22 protein-coding genes are annotated in these 25269 nt (G+C 43.4%); 9 read left to right on the top strand and 13 right to left on the bottom strand.

Annotated elements, in window-relative coordinates; translation table 11 throughout:
• Nucleotides 1-1789: 1789 nt before the first annotated feature.
• Nucleotides 1790-2935 carry an ATP-binding protein gene (locus CRO25_RS29910; protein WP_179132308.1) on the bottom strand — a complete coding sequence of 382 codons (1146 nt, stop codon included), beginning with the start codon at nucleotides 2933-2935 and terminating at the stop codon, nucleotides 1790-1792.
• Between the two features lie 533 nt (nucleotides 2936-3468).
• Between CRO25_RS29910 and CRO25_RS29905 the strand changes: the two genes are divergently transcribed.
• A complete protein-coding gene (locus CRO25_RS29905) occupies nucleotides 3469-4875 on the top strand; it encodes a PepSY domain-containing protein (protein ID WP_097115845.1) in 1407 nt (468 codons plus the stop codon).
• A 19-nt stretch (nucleotides 4876-4894) separates the two neighbouring features.
• On the top strand, nucleotides 4895-5380 hold the full coding sequence (locus CRO25_RS29900) for a FixH family protein (RefSeq protein ID WP_079697512.1): 486 nt from the start codon (nucleotides 4895-4897) through the stop codon (nucleotides 5378-5380).
• A gap of 168 nt (nucleotides 5381-5548) precedes the next feature.
• Here CRO25_RS29900 and CRO25_RS29895 read toward each other — a convergent pair whose 3' ends face one another.
• On the bottom strand, nucleotides 5549-8080 hold the full coding sequence (locus tag CRO25_RS29895; protein ID WP_079697513.1) for a heavy metal translocating P-type ATPase: 2532 nt from the start codon (nucleotides 8078-8080) through the stop codon (nucleotides 5549-5551).
• Nucleotides 8081-8359: 279 nt separating this feature from the next.
• Here CRO25_RS29895 and CRO25_RS29890 point away from each other — a divergent pair, with 279 nt between their 5' ends.
• From CRO25_RS29890 to ureC, 5 genes are all read left to right on the top strand, one after another.
• Entirely contained in the window at nucleotides 8360-9052 is a 693-nt protein-coding gene (locus CRO25_RS29890) for a metal ABC transporter ATP-binding protein (protein ID WP_079697514.1), read from the top strand.
• Nucleotides 9049-9852, top strand: coding sequence for a metal ABC transporter permease (locus tag CRO25_RS29885; RefSeq protein WP_079697515.1), 804 nt, complete (start codon nucleotides 9049-9051; stop codon nucleotides 9850-9852). The genes CRO25_RS29890 and CRO25_RS29885 overlap by 4 nt, the downstream gene beginning before the upstream one ends.
• Before the next feature lie 23 nt (nucleotides 9853-9875).
• On the top strand, nucleotides 9876-10706 hold the full coding sequence (locus CRO25_RS29880; RefSeq protein ID WP_079697516.1) for a metal ABC transporter solute-binding protein, Zn/Mn family: 831 nt from the start codon (nucleotides 9876-9878) through the stop codon (nucleotides 10704-10706).
• 294 nt (nucleotides 10707-11000) lie between these two features.
• Complete coding sequence (locus tag CRO25_RS29875) at nucleotides 11001-11624, top strand: urease subunit gamma (RefSeq protein ID WP_079697517.1); 624 nt, start codon at nucleotides 11001-11003, stop codon at nucleotides 11622-11624.
• Entirely contained in the window at nucleotides 11624-13336 is a 1713-nt protein-coding gene (gene ureC / locus CRO25_RS29870; RefSeq protein ID WP_079697518.1) for an urease subunit alpha, read from the top strand. The genes CRO25_RS29875 and ureC overlap by 1 nt, the downstream gene beginning before the upstream one ends.
• A gap of 46 nt (nucleotides 13337-13382) precedes the next feature.
• On the opposite strand, the gene CRO25_RS29865 is transcribed toward ureC, so the two are convergent.
• The 9 genes from CRO25_RS29865 to CRO25_RS33620 all read right to left on the bottom strand — a co-directional run bounded on the left by CRO25_RS29865 (nucleotide 13383) and on the right by CRO25_RS33620 (nucleotide 21430).
• Entirely contained in the window at nucleotides 13383-14174 is a 792-nt protein-coding gene (locus CRO25_RS29865) for an ABC transporter ATP-binding protein (RefSeq protein WP_079697519.1), read from the bottom strand.
• On the bottom strand, nucleotides 14171-14983 hold the full coding sequence (locus CRO25_RS29860; RefSeq protein ID WP_079697520.1) for an ABC transporter ATP-binding protein: 813 nt from the start codon (nucleotides 14981-14983) through the stop codon (nucleotides 14171-14173). The genes CRO25_RS29865 and CRO25_RS29860 overlap by 4 nt, the downstream gene beginning before the upstream one ends.
• Before the next feature lie 7 nt (nucleotides 14984-14990).
• The gene (nikC, locus tag CRO25_RS29855) at nucleotides 14991-15833 is read right to left on the bottom strand and encodes a nickel transporter permease (RefSeq protein ID WP_079697521.1); all 843 of its coding nucleotides are present in this window, start codon (nucleotides 15831-15833) and stop codon (nucleotides 14991-14993) included.
• Nucleotides 15834-15835: 2 nt separating this feature from the next.
• The gene (gene nikB, locus CRO25_RS29850) at nucleotides 15836-16771 is read right to left on the bottom strand and encodes a nickel ABC transporter permease (RefSeq protein ID WP_079697522.1); all 936 of its coding nucleotides are present in this window, start codon (nucleotides 16769-16771) and stop codon (nucleotides 15836-15838) included.
• 2 nt (nucleotides 16772-16773) lie between these two features.
• Nucleotides 16774-18291, bottom strand: a complete 1518-nt coding sequence (gene nikA / locus CRO25_RS29845) for a nickel ABC transporter substrate-binding protein (RefSeq protein WP_079697523.1) — start codon at nucleotides 18289-18291, stop codon at nucleotides 16774-16776.
• Between the two features lie 215 nt (nucleotides 18292-18506).
• Complete coding sequence (locus tag CRO25_RS29840) at nucleotides 18507-19172, bottom strand: response regulator transcription factor (RefSeq protein WP_079697524.1); 666 nt, start codon at nucleotides 19170-19172, stop codon at nucleotides 18507-18509.
• Nucleotides 19169-20005, bottom strand: a complete 837-nt coding sequence (locus CRO25_RS29835) for a sensor histidine kinase (protein WP_079697525.1) — start codon at nucleotides 20003-20005, stop codon at nucleotides 19169-19171. Before CRO25_RS29835 ends, CRO25_RS29840 begins: the two co-directional genes overlap by 4 nt.
• A gap of 31 nt (nucleotides 20006-20036) precedes the next feature.
• A complete protein-coding gene (locus CRO25_RS29830; protein ID WP_079697526.1) occupies nucleotides 20037-20765 on the bottom strand; it encodes a response regulator transcription factor in 729 nt (242 codons plus the stop codon).
• A 443-nt stretch (nucleotides 20766-21208) separates the two neighbouring features.
• Nucleotides 21209-21430 carry a hypothetical protein gene (locus CRO25_RS33620; RefSeq protein ID WP_079697527.1) on the bottom strand — a complete coding sequence of 74 codons (222 nt, stop codon included), beginning with the start codon at nucleotides 21428-21430 and terminating at the stop codon, nucleotides 21209-21211.
• 382 nt (nucleotides 21431-21812) lie between these two features.
• On the opposite strand from CRO25_RS33620, the gene CRO25_RS33615 reads away from it, so the two are divergent.
• Nucleotides 21813-21974: a hypothetical protein gene (locus tag CRO25_RS33615; RefSeq protein WP_179132309.1), complete on the top strand. Its 162-nt coding sequence runs from the start codon at nucleotides 21813-21815 to the stop codon at nucleotides 21972-21974.
• 375 nt (nucleotides 21975-22349) lie between these two features.
• Here CRO25_RS33615 and CRO25_RS29815 read toward each other — a convergent pair whose 3' ends face one another.
• Complete coding sequence (locus tag CRO25_RS29815) at nucleotides 22350-23171, bottom strand: AraC family transcriptional regulator (RefSeq protein ID WP_079697528.1); 822 nt, start codon at nucleotides 23169-23171, stop codon at nucleotides 22350-22352.
• Nucleotides 23172-23344: 173 nt separating this feature from the next.
• On the opposite strand from CRO25_RS29815, the gene CRO25_RS29810 reads away from it, so the two are divergent.
• Nucleotides 23345-25042 carry a glycoside hydrolase family 2 protein gene (locus CRO25_RS29810; protein WP_079697529.1) on the top strand — a complete coding sequence of 566 codons (1698 nt, stop codon included), beginning with the start codon at nucleotides 23345-23347 and terminating at the stop codon, nucleotides 25040-25042.
• A 125-nt stretch (nucleotides 25043-25167) separates the two neighbouring features.
• On the opposite strand, the gene CRO25_RS29805 is transcribed toward CRO25_RS29810, so the two are convergent.
• Nucleotides 25168-25254, bottom strand: coding sequence for an IS3 family transposase (locus tag CRO25_RS29805; RefSeq protein ID WP_372829096.1), 87 nt, complete (start codon nucleotides 25252-25254; stop codon nucleotides 25168-25170).
• Nucleotides 25255-25269 lie beyond the last annotated feature (15 nt).

Genomic DNA, 25269 nt, shown 5'->3' with positions numbered 1-25269 from the left:
CGTTAATCTCATCATATCATAGATTAACGGGTTTTAAATAAACTTAGTTTTTTGACGTAATTCGGTGAGCATCAAATTGAACTTTTTGAAATGGAAATAAGTTTGAAATTTGATTTTGTTGCGCTTCTCCGACATGTCTTGCTTTTTGTGATGCGTCCATCCTAATTAATGTCTTTTTCTCTTGTCTACTAAGAGGTGATAATACTCACTGGGCTATTTTACTGACATCATTTCTGAATAAAGAATTTTAATATGGATAACTTTTGTAAGCTAATAACTCTGAGAGCTTTACCAGATATAAATCCATTTCTCCTTAGTTCAGCTTCAAAATATCAATACAACTATATGATTGATGACGTCAAAAACGTATCTTTTCCCTTGATTTATATAAAATCAGCGTTCAACGCCCTTAGCCTTTTTAAAGGCCAAGCTTTCATACTTGAAGACATTTTTGATCCGATTCGAAGCAGTATTTGCAACGCGAGAGATTTAGCTTCATATTGGGTTAATTGCAAAATGCCATTATGGCTTGTGAATTGGGTTAAAAGTAATGTTCCACCTAAAGCACATTTCATAGTCATTGACGGTTATGATGGAGTAATTGATGCATATGTCAGCTTCTTTAGAGAACCACTTAACTCAACTATTCGTATAACATCAAATTACTCAGGTGAGGCCTTTAGATTCGGACTAATATGTGATTGGGAGTCTAGAAAAGAAGAAATTATTATAAACATTGATTGAAAATTTTACTCAAATTACTTAGCCTATGCTGCGTTTATCTTGAGTTATAAGTAGTTCTAGGATGAAGAGGCTGCTGTACGACATGAACCTTAAGCCTACCTAGACTTGCCGGCGGTGTAACCATGTTCTTGTCCAATTCGGTTGTGTCGCTCCAAACCAGTACAATCTACTGATAACGCAGGTGAAATATAAAAACGTATGGTATTGTAGATTATGCTAACAAGAGTTATGCAGAATTATAAAAGAATCGCCATGGTACTTAAACTGTACCTCTCACGGATCACGGTGTGCAGCAGCCAATCGCATACGATCAGCTGCTTTTTATGTTGGAATGAGCTAACGTTTACCGGTAGCTCATTCCCATTCCTTCCAAAAGACCCATGCTCCATTTTTAAGCGAAAAGAGTGATTTACACTGCTTACATCTCAGAATTGAACCAGAAGGATATTTTGGATTATCGATATACAGTTTGGGAACACATTTCTCGTACCCACATTTTGGGCATATCTGTCTCATACTTTTCTTTGTTTTCAATTTCTTACCTCAATTTATTATTATATTTTCTTTATTTTAACATCCTCCTTTAAACTAAAGTGCTCTTTTCAAGCAACATGATTCCTATCATAAACCTGTTTAGATAACATTCTAATCTGGAATGACCCGATGTTCTTGTCCCGCAACATTACACCAAGTTTTCTTTGTGCCAGTTGTTTCATACTAATTTTAATTTTATTACAATGGTTTTACGTGGCATATGCACAAAATTAGGACATCCATATAAATCGGTAATCGCACTATGTTCTTGTCTATCCCGGCAATCGATATAAGTTCATGTCCTTGGCTCGGAGTATAGATTGTTATAGATAAAATAAAAAGCCGTTAAATTAGCGGCTTCAATGGGAATATGTTCTTGCCCCTGGAATTTTTTTCTCTTGGCGGGTATTTGGAACTAAGTGGTGTTAAACAAGAAGACCTTAAGCGTTTCTTTCTCATAATGACCTTACTTCAATAGCTAGTACGATGCTCTACCAGAAGATACCACACATTATTTATTGCTCTTTAAAGTAATCTCCAATATGTTCCGATACTCTATAAGCATTTGATTAAGTGCTTTCCCCGTATTCAGATGTTTTACTACTTGATTTTTGAGATACTGAGAACTTAACTCAAGCGCTGGATAATCTTCGCTTAGAGAGCAAAGCTTATTTTTAAAGTCACTTTCATTCCGCTGCACATGAACAATAAACTGATCCCTTTCGTGCTCATTTTTAAATAAAAGAATGACTTTAAAAAAACTTTTACGTGAAATCCCTTCTTTATCGTTATTCTCAATGTAAAAAAAATCGCTCAGTTTATGAGTCGTACTACCTTCAATGAAATATCCAAAGTCATAATCCTCTAAAAACTGAGCCCTACTCTTTTCAGGAATAACCGTTGGGTATCGACCACTATCAAGAACAACGATTTGTCCCCTAAATTGTTGAATACCTTGATATTGAATATCAAACTCTCGATACAAGGTTTCTGGGTCGTTCATCGCATAGGCGTAAAAATCAGGGTATTGCTCAAGTCCAGCATTCTCGTCCTCATAAAGTACAATTTTAAATTCAGGCTTATAGATGTTGGAGTAAATATAACCCTCTGAACATTCATCTAATACCCATTCTTCTTTGTGTTCAAGCCGCTTAATAATTTGTTCTAAAGGAGAGTTCATCAACATAAACCTTTTCTTCCAAAGATACTCAATATAGTTTATGTCTGCGACTTTATCTATATCAGTATTTGTATCCCCTATCCTTGTATAAATGTGACCCGAACGAACCTTTCTTCCGTAGCTTGTAAAATCCTCAATCAGGAAGTAAGGGGTAGTTGTGCTATTTTTTATAATAATAACATCTATTTCTTCTTGCATAATCATTAAAGATTGCATTTTAATACTAGGACGAATTCCAGCGGAGAATTTTTTGTGTTTTAAGAAATCTATCATTTGTTGCTGATTTCTTCGATTTTCATCATCTTTAACTCCCACAATTTCGAACGTTTGGTCTCTAATTCCAAAGATAATATAAGAATCTCGGTCAACTAAGTTATTAGCCATACAAATTATATCGTGTAATAGGTTAGCTGCATTAATGTGATACTTCTCTTTGAAATCCCAATATTCTCCTTCACGTTTAGTTTGAATTAACATTAGAATTTCTTCCCTTAAGTCAAGACTATTCATTTGATTTTCCTTTCAACTTTTCTATATGAGTGCAATGTTAAAAATAATTCAGTATTTTAAATTCGAAATAACTTTTGAGCAAGACTAACAAATTGAAAGAAAAACATAGCATACAACTGCAATTGATTATTTTAAACATAAGCTTGAACATCTTAGTGCTCCAGTTTCCATAATAAATATTCACATTTCTCATTTAGTGGATTCGACATATCTTTCTTTCACCCTCTTTATTTTTATCGGTTATTAACCACTTTTCTAGTATGGACATGGTCCTGAACAACAATGTAGGTAATTTGAGGTTAAGTTTGGAGTTTTTCTATGGAATCCATTGCTACTAATGGATAATACCGAATTGAAAACTGTAAAGTGACAAAATGATGAACAAAAAAGATTTTATGTATCACGAGATAGCTCTGTTGAGCCATCTTCTAATTCGAACGGCTCCCGTATACTTAAAAAGTATTTTATTCAGTTAAGAATGGAGTTAGATGATGAGGACGATGCCAGCAGAACATTCAAGCTCTTCTACACCTGAAGTGAAAAGAAAAACATCATCAGGAGTTCGTCAGTCCGTGTATCAATCCGTATGGAGGTGGCATTTTTACGCTGGTATTATTTTTGCGCCTTTTTTAATAATTTTAGCTTTTAGCGGCGCGGTCTATTTATTCAAACCTCAGATTGAAGGCCAACTTTACAAAGATATGTTGACAGTGCGCGAAGTTGGGACAACCCCGATGGCACCAGAGAATATTGTTGGAAAAGTAATCAAGGGTTATCCAGGTACGGTGGTATCTTCAATCACACTGGAAAGCAATAGAGAGACAACCTATAAGCTTTCCGTCACTAGCACCGGGATTTCCAAGACGATGTATGTGGACCCTTACACGGGTCATGTGCGCGGAGCGATGGATAGCAGCAAGACGTTCTCTGCCTTTTTCAAAAAGATGCACAGTGAACTTGTAATCGGAGGGACTTTCGCGAACCGACTTGTAGAACTTGCTGCATGCTGGGCCATCATTCTGATTTTAACGGGACTATTCCTGTGGTGGCCAAGAAATAAAGCAGGCATTTGGGGAACGATTTTGCCACGGCTCAGCAAACCGGGAAGTCGGCTTTTTTGGCGTGATTTGCATGCTGTTCCTGCCTTCTGGTTATCTCTGTTGATTCTGGTGATTATTTTAAGTGGACTTCCTTGGTCAGGTATCCTCGGGGGGCAGATTGACAAATTAGCCAATTCAACGAATACAAATACCCCTCCATTCGCCTACAGTTTTGGAGAAAAACCGGAATCCGTTACAGTAGCGAAAGATATTGCCGAGGATCTGCCTTGGGCAGCTGAAAATGTTGCCGTTCCTGTTTCAATGGCTGGAGGATATGTTCCACTCGGTCTTAACGACATAGCCCGTATCGCGGATGATCAGCAAGTTATCAAGCCCTATACAATTACCAATCCTTCCGGAGCAACGGGTGTGTTCACCGTATCTACTGCTCACTCCAAGCCAGGTCATAACGCTACACTGCATATTGACCAATACAGTGGCGCGGTCCTGACCGATGTTCGCTTTGCAGATTATGGAATTATGGCCAAGCTGATTTCGTATGGCATCGCCTTTCATGAAGGCAGATTATTCGGTCTTGCCAATCAACTACTGGGTCTGATCGCTTGTCTCGGCTTAATACTTATATCCATTAGCTCTTATGTCATGTGGCGAAAGCGAAAGCCCACGGGTAAGCTCGGAGCGCCGTCCAAACCCAAAAACCCTAAAATTACAATAGGTGTATTGATAATCATGCTGGTATGCGGTGCTGTCATGCCGCTTGTAGGCTTGTCCATTTTAATCGTTCTTGTTCTTGATCTATTCATTCTCCGCAGAATCAAGTCGCTCAGGCACTGGTTCTCGGTCTAATCACTAAGGGAGTTTATATATGAATATAAAAATAAATCGAATGTACAAATGGATGTCGCCTCTACTGCTTGTTATATTGCTGTGCGCCTGTACTGCCAAGGTTGCAGAAACCGATGAGAGTGGCCTCCCGCCTCATATAAGTGTGAATCTTCAATTGCCGGAGACACTCGCAGTAGGAAGCTCCAACGTTTTTTCGGTACAAGTGTCCAAAAGTAATGTGCCGCTGGAGCATGCGGAGACAGCTGAATTTGTAATATGGCCAGAAAACAATGAGGATTCTGCGGTAACGATCAAGGCCGATGAATCCTCCCCCGGCTCGTATTCCGTCTCTTATGTCATTGAAAAAGAAGGGTTATATGTTGTGCGATCACGAATCCAATTCGCCGATGCTCAGGTTATGCCAACCAAACGTTTTGCTATTGGAGATCAGGCCATAGAGCGTCTTGCACAGCTTGAGAGCGATCAGCACACGAATGTGCCTGCTCCAGCAGCCGGACATCATTAAACAGACAATCCCTCCTATACACCCCTACTTCAACTTTTAAATAATCCTGGGCACCCTTACGACAAATCTATTCCATATAAAAAAAAGAAGTCGCTATATTAGCGACTTCTTAACCTGCTCAAGCTTCACTCTGCTCATCTAATCTCGTTATCTAAAAAAAGAATCTTGCTAAAGCTTCATCCTTTGTAGACGCAGAGAATTCAATACAACTGATACGGAGCTGAAGGCCATTGCTGCACCAGCAAGCCAAGGCGCCAAGAAACCCAGGGCTGCAATCGGAATGCCAATGACATTATACGCAAGCGCCCAGAAAAGGTTTTGCTTGATATTGCGCATCGTTCTTTGGCTAAGCTCAATGGCATCCGCGACACCGCTCAGATCACCACGCATTAGCGTGACATCTGCCGTTTCCACCGCCACATCCGTTCCGGTGCCAATGGCCATGCCGATATCGGCTACAGCCAGAGCCGGGGCATCATTAATCCCATCCCCCACCATCGCAACCTTCCGACCACCTTCCTGAAGACGCTGTATTTCCGTTGCTTTGCCCTCTGGAAGCACTTCAGCCAGTACGGTCACGATACCAGCCTGTGCAGCCACCGATCGTGCTGTACGCTCATTGTCTCCTGTTATCATGATGACATCGATACCCATGGCTTGAAGCTTTTGAATGGCTTGTTTTGACGTGTCTTTGATCGTATCTGCAACCGCAATCATGCCAGCACACTGTCCATCTACAGCTACGAGCATCGTGGTCTTGCCCTGTTTTTCCAGCTCAGACATTTGAGTGAGCGCTTCTGGCGGAACGGCCACATGTTGATCGGAGAGAAGACGTCGTGTACCAATGAGAACGTCCTGGCCCATTACAGTAGCTTGCACTCCGTAACCTGGCATGTTCTTAAAGTGCTCTGACTTCGGAAAGAGATTTATTCCCGCTGCTTTGATCCCTTCCATAATCGCTTCAGCCAGTGGATGTTCAGAGCTTTGCTCCACCGCACCTACCCGGTTCAGAAGCGCTGTTCTTGTCCAGTTCGCAGCAGTTTTAACGTCTGTCAGAATCGGCTTGCCGTTTGTCACCGTTCCTGTTTTGTCCAGTACGACCGTTTGAATGTGCTGTGCAGATTCCAAATATTCTCCGCCTTTGAACAGAATGCCGTACTCGGCTGCACGCCCGGAACCCGCCATAATGGAGGTTGGAGTGGCTAGCCCGAGAGCGCAAGGACAGGCGATGACCAACACCGCAATCGCCTTCTCCAGAGCACCACCGAAGTCATAAGGACTGATCAACAGGTACCAGAACAAAAACGTGATGGCTGCAAGGCTGACTACAATGGGGACAAAAATTCCTGAAATTACATCGGCAATCCGCTGTATGGGGGCCTTGGAGCCTTGCGCCTGTTCCACAATTTTAATAATTTGCGACAGTGCGCTGTCTGCGCCCACACGTGTTGCCCGCAAACGAAGCATACCGTTTTTGTTCAGTGTAGCGCCTGTGACGGAATCACCTGGTTTCTTGTCTACGGGAAGGCTTTCACCGCTCAACATGGATTCATCAACGGATGAGAATCCTTCTTCCACTACACCGTCTACAGGTATCTTTTCGCCAGGCTTCACGATAACAAGATCGTTCATCAAGACGTATTCAGGTACGAGACTGATTTCCTGACCATCTCGAATCACTCTTGCACTTCGCGGAGCCATCTCGATTAGGCTTTTGATTGACTGAGTGGAGCGTCCCTTGGCTAAAGCTTCCAACCATTTGCCGAGCAGAATAAGAGTAATCAGTACCGCACTGGTTTCAAAATAAAAATCAACCGGAGCTTGTGAAGCAGCATTCGCAGTATTCGTTACAATTGCACTACCTCCATGATTGTGACCGGATAATCCGCCCGTGCTGGTTAATGAAGTCAAGTAGAGACTATAGAAATAAGCCATACTCGTTCCCAGAGCAACCAGTACATCCATGTTGGCACTTCGGTTTTTCAATGCCTTATATGCACCGATGTAAAACTGGCGACCCAGGAAGAATTGCACAGGAGTAGCGAGTATCCATTGAAACAATGGATTCATAAATACATCAGGTACCCAGATCCAGGAAGTAAATGAAAAGTGACCTACCATCGCCCATAATAACGGGAGAGAAAGAATAGCCGACAGAATCCAGTTCCATTTTTTTCGCTGTAATTCCTGTTCTCGTAGGGAGACGGTCTCTTCTTCCGTTTCTTTTAACTGGGCAGTGAAACCCAATTGTCTGATCTTGTGGATGAGATCCGAGCCCTTCAACGTTCCTGAAATGTATTCGACATGACCCGTTTCCAGTGCCAGATTCACATTGGCACGAGACACACCAGGCAACTTGGAGAGGCCTTTCTCAATTCGCGCTGAACATGCTGCGCATGTCATACCTGTAATATTCAAGTCAACAGATTCCGTGACGGTCTGGAAGCCAAGAGCCTCCACTTTGTTCTTAAAATCATGTATACCGATATTGGCGGGATGATAGGATATTGTCGCCTTCTCCATTGCGAGATTGACGTTAGCCTGTTGTACGCCCTCCATACGAGATAATCCCTTTTCAATACGAGCTGAACAGGCTGCACAGGTCATCCCTTTAATATGAAGGGTTGTTTGCCACAGTGCAGGATGATCATCTGTATTGGTTGATGGCTGTGTTGAATTTGAGGTGGATAGCTTGTCCATATTTCCGGTCTCCTTTTTTTGAATATGTTTGCTCCATCCGTTCGTCTAGAACCATCATACTTGAATAAGAACACACACAGGATGACTCATAAGAGCTATCTCCAGGCAGTTATAGTTTACAAATGAAAATAATATATGAACTTTTTCACCAAACCATAGCAGTTTGGTTCCAAATTCATGTCTTTGTAACAATATCCATCCTAATATAGCTAGAACGAGCCATGTTCGCTTTCTCCTCCAATGTTCATACTGGATAGGAAAGAAGGTGAACGATGAATCATGCCTCCAGCTCTGGAAATTCAGCATGGTACGGCCGGTTATGGCACTTCCCCCGTTCTTCACAAGCTAGACTTTCAAGGCTATCACGGGGAGATGGTTGCGATTACAGGTACGAATGGCGCGGGAAAAACAACGCTGTTTAAAGTCATCCTCGGTCTGATCCCCATGAGGGAAGGCTCCATGAACATTGGCGGACGACGGATGGAACACAAAAAAGATTTTAAATGGGCGCAGAAAAAAATCGGATTTGTGCCTCAGGGCGTACAGAAAGGAAATCTGCCCATCACGGTTTTTGAGTATGTAATGCTTGGCAACTGGGGAACGTCATTTGCTTATTGGAAGCGTCCTTCCATAACAGATAAACAAAAAACGACGGAATGGCTTGAGCATGTCGGATTAACGGAACTGGCCAATCAAGATTGCAAGGATTTATCTGGAGGACAGCAACAACGGATGAATATAGCACGTGCTTTAATACGCGAGCCTGACATCTTGCTTTTGGACGAGCCAAGCACTCATTTGGATACGTTCTCAAGAGATTTGCTGTATAGACTTATCGATGAATACAGGCAACGGGCACCTCAACTGCTCACACTCATGATCACTCATCAACTGGAAGAAACGGAACATTTGCATGACCGCATTTGTCTTATGAAGGACGGGACGCTAACGGATGTTGGTGGTACTGCATGACGTTAATCGACTACATACATATTCCATTGTTCCAGCGGGCATTGATCGCCTGTATGATCGGGGGTAGCTGTTTGTCCCTCGTGGGTATTGTCGTGATTCAGTTCCAACTGACGGTTGTCCGTTTTGCTCTGATGCATTTGGCTCTTCTCGGAGGCGCATTCGGATTGCTCATCGGCATGAAGCCTATGCCTGGAGCCATGCTGGCTATTCTTGCCGGCTCGTTGTTATTCGGTCCGTTATCTGCCAAGGTTAAGCTTGAACCCGCCATAACCGGAGCATTCCTCATGACAGGTTCGCTTGCTGCGGCTTTAATGCTGTTCCATATGGGGGGAATCCCTGCGATGGATGTATTTGGTCTGTTTGCAGGCAGTATTTTGACGCTCACTTCTTTGGATATCTGGTTGCTAGGTGGAATCAGCTTGATTATCGTGTCTCTGTTCGTGGTCTGCCACAGAGAAATTCAATTAGTGCTTCATCATGCAGAACATGCGGAATGGTTAGGTATTCCCGCCGCCAGAATCCGCAATGTGCTGCTGTTTCTGACTGGAATCTCGATTGGAATTGCGATGAAGCTTGTGGGAGCTTTGCTGATTGACGCACTATTGCTACTACCTGCCATGGCAGCTACAAGAGTAAGCAGAACGTATAAGCAATTACTCTTGTTGTCATCTCTTTTTGGCACATTGACTGCTGTTGGAGGTTATATCGCTTCACTCATCTTTAACTTGCCAACGGGCGCTTCCATAACCATGGTCGGTGTCATCATCTTAAGTCTTTGTTATACGTTTACTCGAAAATAATGATATGTGGAGGTCTAACTCTGATGAAAAATAACAAAACCATACTAAAAAAATTCTCCCCCCTGCTGGTGCTTGTCATGGGTACCATTCTCTTCACCGGGTGTACAGGAAATGCATCCAGTACAGTAACCGAAAATGCTCAGGACACAGAACCAAAGCAAGCTGAAACGGTCACTCCAAAGATTGTTGCATCCACAAGCTGGACAGCATTACTGGCTAAAACAGCTGGTGCAGACAGCATCTCGACCCTTGCTCCCGTGGACATGAAACATCCCAATGAGTATGATTTTAAACCCACCGATATTGAAAAAGTAAATGATGCGTCAACGGTTATTTACTCTGAATATGAACCGTTTATGAAACAAATATTGGAGGCAGCTGACGTGCCTGAGGAAGCTAGGCTTATCGTGATGACAGAGAATACACCGGACATGCTTCGCGAACAGATTACTACCATTGCGGAGAGTTTGGGAACAACGGATACTGCACAGCAGGCTTTGAAGGAAATCGACAGCACATTTGAAGCAGTCAATGCTGAAACGTCCAAGCTGGACACCGAATCCAAACGAGTGGTTGCTCAGGCTTACATGGTACCTGTAGCCAAAGCTCTCGGATACGAGGTCGTAGGCGAGTTCGGTCCGACTGAAGTGACACCGACACAAGCAGCAGAGCTTGCGGCTATGAAGCCTGCGCTGATCATCGATAATCTCCATTTTCCTCAAGGAGCGGAAATTGCAAACATCGCCGATCGTCCAATTGTAGAGCTTCGCAACTATCCCGAAACCGCCGAACAAACACTAGTTCAGCTTATTCAGGATAATGCCAAAAAGCTGGGATTAACACTGGCTGATTAAAACTTAGAATGTGATAAATATAAAGAGTCCGCCCTTGAATTTGAAAAGGTGCGGATTTTTTTGCACCCATGTTTAATGTGTTATTTTTATTAACATGAATTTGCATTATAATGTCTAATATTTACATTTTGTAGATGATAAACGCATGTGGAGTTATATAATATGACATAAAATGGTTGACTGACCCTAAATATCGTGCTACATTTTCACAAATACGTGTTACTAATTAGGTAACCAACATCATTTACAATCTCATCCGAAGTTCATTACTAAGGTTAAAAGGAGTTGTCGACTATGCATTTGACTGTTCAGGAACGCGAAAAATTAATGATGTATCTTGCCGCAGACATGGCTGAAAAAAGATTATTACGCGGCGTTAAACTGAATTATCCCGAAGCTATTGCTTATATCACCGGGTTTGTTATTGAAGGCGCTCGTGATGGCAAAAGCGTTAGTGAACTTATGGAGGAAGCTCGTCACCTCCTGACCACTGAACAAGTAATGGAAGGTGTAGCTGAACTCCTTAGTGAAGTACAGGTGGAAGCCACGTTTACAGACGGTACAAAACTGGTCAGTGTACATGATCCTATTCCACGTCCTTTAGGTGGGATGACTCCAGGCGAGTATGAATTTGCTGATGATCCCATTGTGCTGTTACCTGATCGCAAACGAATAAGCCGTTCAGTTACCAATACAGGCAGTAGACCTGTTCAAGTTGGATCTCATTTTCATTTCTGCGAAGCCAATCCCGCCCTTTCCTTCAATAGAGAAGGAACAAAAGGATATCGCCTAGATATCCCTTCTGGTCTATCCGTTCGAATTGAACCTGGGGAAACAACGGAAGTTGAATTAGTGGAGATCGGTGGTTTGAAAGAAATACATGGATTTGCTGGTTTGACCAACGGGAGGGTTGAATGATGAAGACAATCGATCGTGCAACTTACGCAAGCATGTATGGACCGACGACTGGCGACCGCATTCGTTTGGCAGATACTTCGCTCAAAATCGAAATTGAAAAAGATTTCACGGTTTATGGGGATGAATGCGTGTTTGGTGGAGGTAAAACCGTTAGAGATGGTATGGGTCAGCATCCACTCGCCACGCGAGAAGAAGGCGTTATGGATACTGTCATTACCAATGTTGTCATTATTGATAGTTGGGGTATCGTAAAGGCTGATATTGGTATTAAAGATGGTTTAATCAGCGGGATCGGAAAATCAGGAAATCCGTTGGTCATGGATGGTGTCACTCCGAATATGTACATAGGTGTAGGCACAGAGGTTATTTCTGGAGAAAATTTGATTGTTACTGCTGGTGGTGTGGACAGTCATGTTCATTTCATTTCCCCTCAACAAATCGAGATCGCGCTGCAAAGTGGCGTTACCACCATGATTGGAGGAGGCTCCGGCCCGGCTACAGGTACTCTTGCCACAAACTGCACATCAGGTGTCTGGCATATCGAACGAATGCTCCAAGCAACAGATTCTTTGCCTATGAACTTTGTGATGTTAGGACGTGGCAACAGTTCGAGGCCGGAGGCTTTGAACGAGCAAGTTCTGGCTGGTGTAGGCGGACTTAAAATACATGAGGACTGGGGAAGCACCCCTTATGTAATCGACAAGTGTTTAAATGTTGCAGAGCAATATGATATTCAGGTGAATATTCATACAGATACATTGAACGAAGCGGGCTACGTTGAGGACAGTCTCCGGGCTTTCAATGGTCGAGCTATTCACACCTACCATACGGAAGGTGCCGGCGGAGGTCATGCCCCAGATCTATTGCGTGTAGCATCCATGCCCAACGTTTTACCTTCTTCAACAAGTCCTACCATGCCATATACACGTAATACGATAGATGAACATATGGATATGCTGATGATCTGTCATCATCTTGATCCGCGGATTCCTGAAGATGTGGCCTTTGCTGCCTCCCGTATCAGAGAAACAACGATTGGTGCAGAGGATATCCTGCATGATATTGGTGCAATTAGTATGACAAGTTCGGATTCTCAAGCTATGGGTCGTGTAGGTGAGGTAGCGATCAGAACCTGGCAAACGGCTGATAAAATGAAAAAACAGCGTGGCCCCTTATCAGGTGATAACCAGGCAGATAATAATAGGGTTAAACGATATATTGCGAAGTACACCATTAACCCTGCGATCACACATGGGATATCTCAATATGTTGGATCAATCGAAGTTGGAAAAATGGCCGATCTCGTATTATGGAAGCCTGCATTCTTTGGTGCCAAACCGGAAATGGTCATCAAAGGCGGCATGATTATTCATAGTGCCATGGGTGATCCGAACTCTACCATTTCAACCCCGCAGCCTTACATGTATAGACCCATGTTTGGTAGTTATGGAAAAGCTCGTTCAGCCATCTGTGCCACATTTGTTTCTCAAGTAGCCATTGACAAGGGAACCTTGCCTTCACTTGGACTCACGAAGCAGCTGAAACCCGTTGTCGGTTGCCGCACGGTCGGCAAGAAAGATATGATCTTGAATGGAGAAACACCTGACATTATGGTTGATCCAGCAAATTATAGCGTATCGGTTAATGGTGAGACCCTCGTGTGTCGTCCCGTTGATGAACTTCCATTAGCACAGCGATACTTTCTTACCTGATACGGTCATAAATAAAATCCGGCTATCCTTAGCCGGATTTTATAATTTAACTTCTTCGCTTCGCGTATTTGTGAACTAAACTTTGTGTATACGCATGCCTTTCGGATGAAAACAACGCTTCCTTGGCAAAATGATCGATGACTCGCCCCTGCTGTATCACCATAATTTGATCGGACATACGCTGGATTGTAGCCAGATCATGTGAAATAAATAAACAGGCAAATCCGATATTTTTTTGCAACTTCATAAGCATTTCAATAATCTGAGCTTGTGTAATCATATCCAGACTGGATGTGGGTTCGTCCATAATGATCAGGGATGGCTCACTGCTTATTGCTCTCGCAATAGCAACGCGCTGCTTCTGCCCTCCACTGAGCTCATGAGGGTACTGGTTCAAGAGATCACTTGGTAGCTCCACCATATCCAGCAGCCGTTCGGCACATTTCAACCTGTTCTTCCTGCAATCCTGTACAATTACAGGTGTTCGATTTTTAAGGTTGTCTAGCGGTTCCATCACGGAATCGATAATCCGTAGTCTGGGATTGAGACTCGATGCAGGATTCTGAAATACCGCCTGAACTTGCCCCTGAAAGACACGACAGGCGGAACCGAATCGTGGTTGTACCAACTCTTTTCCTAGAAACCACATTTGCCCGGAATCCATCTTCTCCATTAAAAAAATACAGCGTGCCAGTGTACTCTTTCCGCTCCCGCTTTCTCCGATCAGCCCCACACATTCTCCCGGGTGGAGACTGAAAGAAATTCCGTCGATCGCCCTTGTCTGTCCAGCATAGGTCTTGATCAGGTTCTGAACGGTAAACACAGATTCTTCACTCATGATAATCGACCTCGTTTCGGAACGACGTCAGGTTGAGCATAAGACAGCATGGATTCGGCTGCCAAAAGCTTTTGCGTGTACGGATGTATGGCTTGTGTCAGCACGTCCTCAGCATTGCCTGATTCCAAGATCCGACCTTCCCGCATAATGGCAATCTGATCCGCGTAGCGTCTAGCCAGCTTCAGGTCATGGGTGATGAACAAAATGGAGAAGCCTGTTTTCTCTTTAAGTCGAATGAGCAAATCAAGTATTTCTGTTCCGGTAACCCAGTCCAGTGCAGACGTTGGCTCGTCCGCAATTAGCAGTTTTGGCTCAAGCAGCATCGCCGTCGCGATGGATACCCGCTGCAATTGTCCGCCACTTAGCTGGAACGGATAGCTGTCAACAACCCGTTTGGCAGGCAAGGAAACGTCATTCAGAGCTTCCGCAATCCGTTCCTTTCGTTCCTGGCGTCCCCATGTATAATGAACCCTAAGCGTCTCATCCAGTTGTTTGCCTATTGGAAGAAACGGGCTAAACACGCCTGTATAGTCTTGAAATACATATGCAATTTCTTTGCCGCGCAGCCGATTCAACTGTTTCTCGGGCAGCTCCGACAAAGACTGGCCGTTAAACAGGATTTGTCCTGCCGTATGGCGCACCCCGTTTGGAAGCAAACGACCGATGGACAAGCTTGTAAGTGTTTTTCCGCTGCCGCTTTCCCCAATGACAGTCATCCACTCGCCATCGTTAATGGACAGATCCATATCGTGAATAAGAGTCTGCTCTCCGGCCACAAGCCGAAGTCCGTTTATTTGGAGTAAACTCATCCACTTCTCACTCCCTGCTCCGTTTGATATCGAGCCCATCGCGAACACGGTCTCCCAGCATGTTGGACCATAGCACCACAAGCATGATCGCGAGTCCAGGGGCTATCATCAGATATGGTGAGCTATGAAAGTATGCCCGTCCCTCATTCAGCATCGCCCCCCATTCTGGTGCAGGAGGCTGTGCCCCCAATCCAATATAGGAGAGCGAGGCAATCATGAGAATGATTTTACCGATATCCAGCGAAGCGATCACAATCACATGAGACAACGCATGGGGTAGTAAATGCTTCCACAAAATCTGATGAGGGCGTAATCCGCTCAGACGAGCAATGGTAATATACTCCTGATTTTTCTCCGCGATCACGCTATTACGAACGATGCGAGAGTACGTAATCCATTTGACCGAAACGATGGCAATCATCAGATTGAAGATACCTGGTCCCATCAGTCCACTGAGCACAATGGCAATGATGAAATCTGGAAACGCAAGAAAAGCATCCGATATTCGTTTATAGATTCGATCCAGCCACCCGCCTGCATACCCGGCCATTAAGCCTGCGGGAATCCCGATCACGAGTGAACTCAGGAGAACCATCAGACTGGTTCCTACCGTATTCCTTCCTCCGAGCAGCAAACGGGAGAACAGATCTCGACCGAGGTCATCCGTTCCTAGCAGATGGTCCATACCTGGAGGCAGAAGCCGCATCGCCAAGTTTACCGCATAGGGATCATAAGGAACGACATAAGGCGCACAGATCAAGATCAAAACAACGAGCACCAATATGATGATGTGAACGCTCATTTTTGGTTTTTGCACCGGAGGGGTAAGTCTAAACTTGGTTTTAAACATAATTATCGTTCCCCCTTCAACCGGATCTCGGGGTTCAGAACGTCATTCAGAAGGTCAACCAGCATGTGCATGATCGTAACGATCAGGCCCATCAGGACCATATAGCCCTGAATAACCGGATAATCACGACTCTGAATGGCGTCAACAATGAACTTGCCCATACCCGGATAGGAGAATAACACTTCAATGACGACTGTTCCCCCTAGCAAACTTCCGATACTTACACCAAACATCGTGACTACGGGTGTGAGTGCATGACGGAAGGCATGTCGAAGGAGTACACTGGGGCCGCCTATCCCTCTGGACCGTGCCCCCCGAACAAAATCCTGACCCAGGCTTTCCAGCAAGCTGGATCGAATGAGGCGCACGTATACAGCTGCCATGGTCAATCCCAGTGTTAGGGATGGAAGCACCAGATGCGCAATGCTCCCCGTCCCCATAGAGGGAAATAGATGTGTTCTCACAGAGAAGCCTTCTATTAAAAGAAGCCCCAGCCAGAAGCTAGGGACTGAGGTGCCCAGTACAGCCAGAAGACGACTGAACCGGTCGATGACACGATTGGGATATAAGGCGGACAGTGTGCCGAGCGGAATGGCGATGACGATCAGCACAAGCAGTGAAGTGCACGTCAACAGCAACGTTGCCGGCAATTTGTCCAGTAATTCCTCCGTTACCGGACGATTGGTCATATACGATGTGCCCAAATCGAGTCGAACAAGACGTCCGAGCCACTGCCCGTACTGCACGAGCACAGGGTCATTCAGCCCCAAAGCCTCACGCTGCTCTTCTATTTGGGAAGAGGTAATGGCTACATCATCGGAGCGCAGCATTTCCCTTACCGCATCACCGGGTGCCATTTTTACGAACACAAAGCTAATGAAGGACAGAAGCAAAATAAAGAGAATGAACTCTATACTTCGTTTCAGGAGCTTGTTCATGTCTATTCCACATCCAGTTGATTCGTCAGCATGTAATACTCACTTTTGCTGGTTACCCAATTTTTCACCCGATCTTTATACACAACGAGTGTATTGGGATGAACCAGGTAGGAGTAATAGGTTTCTTCATCAATATGCATCAGAATTTTTTTGATTAATTCATTTCGTTTATTGGTATCCACCATCTGATCTAACTCATCAATCCACTGATTCAGCTCTGAATCATTAATTTTTCCGAAATTCAGCGTCCCGTCGGGTTTGAAGGCGATATTGAGGAAGTAACTGGCATCCCCACGTGGTGCAATCAAGGGGCTGTATGTGCCTAGATCCCAGTCATCTTTGGTGAGCAAATAGTCTTCATAATTATCCACGAATTCAATCGTAATATCGATACCGATTTCTTTCGCTTTTGCTTGCAGTACCTGAGCAAACAAGGGGAATTCCGCCCGTGATGTATACGTTACAAGCTTCAAGCTGAGCGGCTTTCCATCTTTACTGACCTTACCCTGCTCCACCTGATAACCCGCCTTTTCAAACCATGCCAATGCTGCTTCGACACCTGTCGTTTTGGCTTCATAGGAAGGAATAAAGGAGAAGCCTGGCATGAATGGCCCCGTTGCAAGCGTAGCCTGTCCACCCATAATCACGTCCTTCAATTCCTCACGATTCACGAGGGCATCAAAGGCTTTTCTCATATATTTGTCCTTGAATTCGGGTTGGTTTGTATTAAAAATAAGCTCGTGTGTCCGCAAGCTTGTGACCGATTCCAAATGAAGAGTGGAATCACTTTTCATCGTTTCCAGACTTTCAGTTGGTGGGCGATATACAATATCCGCATCTCCCGACATCAGAGCCGAAAGGCGCGCACTCGCATCCTCATTAAAGTTGAATGAGACACGACTGAGCTTGGCAGCTCCGCCCCAATACTCATCGTAGCGCTCCACCTTGAGTGAGCTTCCCGCTGTGAAGGATGTAACTTTGAAAGGCCCAGTTCCAACAGGTGTTTTGTCCGGGTCAGCCGCATTGACATCCAGAATGGATACGTTCGGGTGAACGAGCTCGGATGGAAACTGCGGGAAGGGTTGTTCGGTCGTAATGTCCAGCGTTTGACCGGATGCACTCATCTCTTTAATCTTCAAAACCTGTTCTACACCCGGATTCACCTGGATTGCACGTTCAAGAGATTGTTTAACAGCTTCGGCATCCAGGGCCCGTCCATCCTGGAAGGTTACATTTTTCTTAATCTCAAATGTCCAGTGCTGTCCGTCCGTCGTGTCCCACTTCTCAGCCAGCCAAGGCTCGATCTGCAGATCCTCACCCAACTTAACCAAGGTTTCGGTAACTCCGGCTCTTAGCGGGGTATAATCCAGATGTGGATCAATCGTCTGGCTTGCAAAGTTAAATAAAAACGTAACTTCTTTGTCCTCAGTTCCTGTGGATGCTGCGGATTGTGTTGCTGTCTCCTCGGATGCACTTGAGCATGCCGAAATGAAAAAGAGTGTACACAAAACCCAAAGCATCGTTATTCTCTTTGTCTGCAACGTTGTCTAACCTCCGTTAATAAAGCTTTCGAATGAGTAAATAGTACGTGTTTTATGGTACTTTATGTTACGAATATTCGTAATAGCCCCTATGAGCTATTAAAGCTAAAATTTGTGACAAAAAAAGCTCAAGCTATTGAAATCAATTTCCATAATTCAAGCCAACAAAAACGTAAAATGGCAGAAGCATTTCTTCATCCCTGATGCCTGTTAGCATCCCAAACAAGTCCTTGCTCAAGAGCGTAACGGGTTAATTGAACCCGGTTTTGCAACTGTAACTTTTGCAGTATATTTTTTAAGTGATTCTTAACCGTGTATTCCGATATGTCATATTTACCTGCAATTTCTTTATTCGTCCATCCTTCAGCAACACCGTATAGAATATCGAGTTCTCGAGTCGTCAACCGTACTTCAGATTTCTTTTTTTCGATCACATTAACTTCTTTTAGAATCTGATAGGCAACGTCTCTAGACATGGGAACTTCATCGTTAATAATGGAATGCAGATATTCGAGCCATGTGGTTGGCTCCAGATTTTTGAGCAGGTATCCTTGCGCCCCTCTTTTGAGCGCCTCAAGCAAATGAAGCATGTCGTCTGAAACGGTGATCATAACAATTTTCACATAGGGGAAGGTCAGCTTGATTCTCCGAGTTGCTTCAAGTCCATCCATAATGGGCATTTGAATATCCATTAGAATGAGATCTGGAAGCCACTTCTCCATGAAGTCAATCGCCTCTTGACCATTGTTTACCATACCAATGATCTCAAAGTGATCGTCTATACTTAAAATTTCACGAATGGCTTCCCTTGCATGTGCGTGATCATCAACCACCATTACTCTTGTTATGATCTTTGTCATACTAGTCCCCCTTTTTGAATCTCAACGATGGTTTTTCCATCCTTACGATACATGTTCATAATCCATCCCATCTCATTGCAACGCTCCTTCATAATTCGTAAACCGAACTTGTTTTTCTTGGAAAACGGATCTCCTTCAAATCCTATACCATTATCCGATACAGTGATTTTCCAACTATGACTCATCCCTACTGCAGTGATTGATCCTTCTGTAGCTAACGCATATTTATCCATATTAATTAACGCCTCACGTATACAAGCTAACAGCTCTATTTTTTCTTTATCCCCTTGGTGATGCTCCTCCAAATCCCAGTGAATATCGATTGGCGTGCGGATGTCTTTGGACATCGCATGAACTTGCGTCACAAGTGATGGAGTGGTCTGGTGTACAGGATTTTCGTCCCGATCAAGTCGAAGATTGGTGATTGCTTGTCTGACATAACGGTTCACTTCATGAATCGTTTTACGAATGGATAGGACGTTTTGTTCTTGCTGTTCCCCGGCATTTCCCATTTCAAGCTTTTCAGCCTTAACGGATAGCAAGAACAGGGATTGGGCAATTCCGTCATGAAGTTCTCGTGCCAGTTCTTCACGTGCTTCAAGAGCAGCTTTGGCAGAACGTGCACGTTCCAATTCTTTCTGAATGTTCTCAAGGATACGAAATAGCTTGGTTAACAATGTAATCGTAACGAGATAAACCAACACCGGTGTTAACCAATTGCCCAAATCCATTGAGATATAGGGGAGTAAAAATTGATGTCTGACATATTCCCAAATAGCGACTGTAATGGTTGGAATGAAAAGAATCATCCATTTAATTTGTTTATAGGACATGATGCTCCTCCTGTGTTTTAATAGAAAAATATTAATGAGGCAAACGAAGGATATAACCAAACCCCCACAGGGTTTGAATGAGATCTTCACGATTCGATACATACTCCGATAATTTGTCACGTAATCGTTTAACATGGGTATCTACGGTTCGATAGTCCAGTTCTTCATTTTTCTCCAACTTCCAGACGATTCTAAGCAAATCCTGTCTGGAGAAAGCGATCTCCGGATGAGTTGCCAAATGGTAAAACAAATCGAATTCTTTGGGTGTCATATGAATCTCTTCATCTTTTACCAGCACTTTCCTTGAAACTGGATTGATCAAAATGGATGAAACCATCACCTCGCTGGCGGAATGATCGGGTATAACGTGACCGTAGAACCCGGTAAAACGAGCCATTATCGATTTGATCCGAAGAACAACCTCTCTGGGGCTGAATGGTTTCATCACAAAGTCATCTGCTCCTGCCTTAAACGCCTCAATCCGATCCGCTTCTTCAGACCTGGCTGTCAAGAACATCACAGGAATACTTGTGCTCATTCGCAGATAATTGCATATTTCAATACCTTTAATATCGGGAAGCATCCAATCCAGGATGACTAATCCATAGGAACCGTTATGAAGTTTACTCAAAGCTTGTATGCCGAGCGAGGCCTCTTCAATAATAAATTGTTCTTTCTCCAGGTACATTTTTAGCAGTCTCCGGACCCGATCATCATCATCCACGATCAGTATTTTATTTTTTTGCAGGGTCCCTTTCATATGTCATACCTCCATCTAATCTACCTGAAATAGTAGTTCGTTTACGTCTTTCTCTAGTGAGACATGAGTAAAATGAGTTTATCGTAAATAGCATACTGTTAAATAACTAAAAAAAGCATGACTCTATAGAGCCATACTTTTAGAGGATTCACATTCAATTGCAAACAATGTATGAACGATGGATGGATAGGGTCTCCAGAGGAGGATTACAGCATTCTTCTGACAGAATTCCGTGTATTGAACAGCTACATCCTTATTCAGGATAGCTCCGGTTTAAGTAAGTTCACTTTATATGTTCGCAAAATTCGCACGCTAAATGGAGAAATAAGAACTTCATATCGTAGGATACAGGAAATTAAAAAATCATGCACCGGTTCTCTAAATATAGTACTAATATAACTCACGGAATCTTCCCTTAAATCGTTTTACCTACTGCTAGCTTTTCATATATGAACATCTACGTTTCTGTCGATATTAATTCTCAAAATTTTAAAGCGCTTAATTGTCCAAACTTGCAATCTTACATCACCGTGATCAGTCTTAATTAGAACAACATTGGGATTAGTCGTTTTTTCACATAGCCCCACATAATTTTCTCCGCTTACTAAATGTACGGAAATTTCTATATTGTGGTTATTTAAAGATGATAAAAGTGTATTAAGCAATTTTACTTTACCTCCTAAATAAGACGAAAAAGTACCCTGTCGGAAGGCTACACCCTAAACCTTTTATGCAATCAGGAAGAAAAATAATTATTTTTCTTCCTGAATTTTAGGCTCTATAGTTCTTGCTTAGATGTTTTGCTATATACTCTGCTTACCCAGAATTCATCAATTTAAACCCTGTATAATAATTTCATATTGCATAGTGTTCTATCACCGTTCCAGTCCGTGATATCGTCTTTTTTTATTGTTTTCTGATACCTAGTTGCTTGCTGTCGTAAAGCATTCGAATAATGTATAGGTTCACATCTTTTTTGCACAGTACAATCTTTCGGTCAAATATACCTATAGGAAGTTGGCATTTTTATCAATGAGGAAGGATGAGATGGCCTTTAAAGGTAATACGCTCGGACTCAGCCGATCTGAAACGCCAGGCATTCCCAGAACAGTCGATAATCTCGGGGCTTACGTCACAACGGATACAACGCAACAATTCGGCAGTTATCCACCTGGAACAACAAGTTTGTTCGTCAACAACAGTTCGTAGGCTGTTCTTCAGCTTCCTGCGGTCAGTACGGTTTTGTATGCAGAGCTGTCTTGGGCGGAACGTATATTGACGGTGCAACGAACAACTCAGCGTTTATTAACAATCCTGTTTTATTCACTACGCCGCTTGGTCAGACAAGTGTTCTGCCCGATGCAACTCAAGTTACGTCTTTAATGTTCTGTGTGATGCTATTCTGTTATAACCAAAATTTAACTATAAAATATATTATGGTAAATATAGAATGTTTAACCCAATGGCTTTATATCGCCTATGACTCGAATAACCCGACTGCGGTACCCACATTATGTGGCGATGATATCCGCAGATGCTCTTTGCTAATAGCGATGGCCTCCCCTGCCTTCGCCCATCTGTCCTTTATTCACCGTAACTCCTGCGAAATACGGAGGGTGAAATCCCTTTCCATTTTCGAAAGGCTTTACTGAAATGATATTCATCATTGTATCCGCACTCACTGGCAATTCGCTTAAACGTGTAATTCGTATAGGTTAAATAACGTTCTGACCGACGCAGTCTCACTTCTGTTAAGAATTCCTTAGGTGACTGTCCCAGATGATTCATAAATATTTTACGAAGATAAGATTCAGAAATGGCATGTTTGCTTGCGATGTCTCGGATGTAGAGTTGTTCCGCATATCGCGTCTCTAGTTCTTCCTTAATTCGATAAAAAATCGAACTTGTGTTTTTCGTCTCAGTCAAATGATCAGGTCGGTGTAATAAAGCAATCAGCTTCATAAGTAACGCACCACTTTCCATCTCACGAGAGTTATTTCCCAGTAACCACGATTCCGTGATTTCATTAAAGGCCTGATCAAGCCACAGAGCTCTCTCTGATTGTTGTCTACTGAAAAAGGGAATCTCTAACCGATGAATGGGCTGAGGTAGCTGCCACTGAGAAGATTTATACGGAACTCTGCAGCAATCAAACAAGATCATGCTAATGGTCAAGGGTGACTCTTGAGAACTTTCCATCCTCATCTCTGCACCAGGCTCCATATAAAATAACATTCCCTGCTGCACGTCATAAGTGTGATCTTCTGTATGGAATATCCCTTTACCTTCATGAATCCAATAAAAGGTGTGTACCGACGTATTGTTGCGGATATCCGACCAATCTATCGGTGTTTGCTTTTGTGAGCTCCATACGATTCGAACCACCAAATCTATGGGATTATACATTATGTTCAACCTCCTACATAGACTATCCTACCTTGTTTGTCGATGTAAATAAACTCAAACATGGAGCGATTTTGACATGCCTTGGATCGAATTGACCATGGATAAGCTCTTTACAATTCGTTAACTTAAATGTATTACCGTAAATCGCATTGGACATGGGAGGATTTTAAAAGATGATTAGACTTTTCGATACGCATCATACTCGGATCAGTAGTGAACTTGAAGGTCTGTGGGAGTTTTCTCCCGTAGATCTTCTAGGCGAACGGCCTGAAGAATTTCCTTTTAAGATACCTGTTCCAGGGTGCTGGGAGACTCATCCTCATTTTGGCGCCTACAGAGGGAAAGCTGTATATCGAAGAATAATTTCGGTATCAAGCCAGACTCATATCCGATTGGAATTCAAAGGGGTAAGCCATACGGCTGATGTGTATTTTGATGGAGCGTTAGTTACATCTCACTACAATGCTTACACATCGTTCGATGCTGTAATCCCCAATGTGCTTGCTGGAGAGCATGAAATTTTAGTGTACGTGGATAACGCCTTCAGCGATGCATCTGCACTACATTTCCCGAATGATTATTACACCTACGGTGGTCTGATTCGCCCCGTTGTACTGGAGGAAATAAGCGATGTTTACATTGAGAATGTGATGTTTACTCCCCTGCTGCAAGCGAATCAGTGGAATGGGCAATGGAAAGTAAAGATCCGTAATATCAGTCAATCTGCTCAACAAGTCCAGCTTGTTGGAGAGCTTGCCGGAACAGAATCCATGCTGGGTCAAGGTGAGTTAGCACCTGGTGAGCAAGTAGAATTCATACAAACGGTATCTTATCCGGAGGTTCTGGAGTGGTCGCTGGAAAAGCCAAATCTCTATAAACTACAAGCTAAACTCATCGTTAATGAATTACAAATAGATGATCTGATTGACCGGATTGGATTCAGACACATTACTACTTCTAACGGAAAAATACGTTTGAATGGACAGAACATCAACCTGAAAGGCGTTAATAGGCACGAAGATCACCCGCTGGTAGGTTGCTCCTTCCCTCTTCCACTGATGGTTAGGGATATCGATCTCATACAACAAATGGGATGTAATGCTGTTCGGACAAGCCATTATCCGTATGATGAACGTTTCCTGGATATATGTGACGAGCGAGGCATTGTGATCTGGGAAGAAAATCATGCTAGAGGGTTAAGCCTGGAACAGATGCGTAATCCTAATTTTGCCTGGCAGAGCGAGCAAGTCACGCGGGAAATGGTGGAACAGCACTTTAACCACCCTTCTATTATCATCTGGGCGATATTAAATGAATGTGCCAGTAACACGGAGGAAGGCAGAGTCCATTATGCCAAACAACTTGGGATTATTGGCGAGTTAGATCCTAGTCGTCCGCGTTCCTTCGCATCTCATCATCGTGATCAGGAGCTTTGCTTTGATCTTGCAGAAATTGTATCTTTTAATCTTTATCCTGGGTGGTACACGGATGAAAACCCATTTGATTTAGCCAAAGCAGCAGTCCAATGGGCTAATCAAATGGGTGGAGCAGGCAAGCCGATAATTATGAGTGAATTTGGCGCAGATGGGTTCTACGGCTTTCGAAGCGCCAATCGGGAAAAGGGATCGGAAGAACGGCAAGCCGACATTCTAAGGCATTGTTTGAATGCCTATCTGGATTCACCGGATGTTTGCGGTATGTTTATATGGCAATTTAGTGATTGCAGAGTCACCGAAGGAGAAGGCTGGTTACTGACACGGTCCTGTACTCGGAATAGTAAAGGAATTGTGGATGAGTATCGCAGACCGAAGCTTGCTTATGAAGTTGTGCGTTCTATGTATAGAGAAGAAAATGTCGATGGACACAGTTGATATCTAATATAGCACCTCGAGTAGTTCATAGCACAAGGTGCCAAAACTCTTTGAAAAAACGACCGCTTCCCAGTATCTTGAACTGTGACCCTGTTTGTGGCCACTTTTAAAAAGGACCTTCGTTCTCAAGCGGCAATCAGATGGCTTCTGTATTCATCAGGAGTCATCTTTTTTAATGTCCATTGGTACCGTTCGGTGTTGTAGTAGGTGATGTATTCATTGACGCG

This window comes from Paenibacillus sp. RU5M (genome assembly GCF_900221055.1).
In the GTDB taxonomy this organism is placed as follows: Bacteria; Bacillota; Bacilli; order Paenibacillales; family Paenibacillaceae; genus Paenibacillus; species Paenibacillus marchantiae.
Note: the sequence above shows the minus strand (reverse complement) of the source record. Positions and strands in the feature narration are given on the sequence as shown.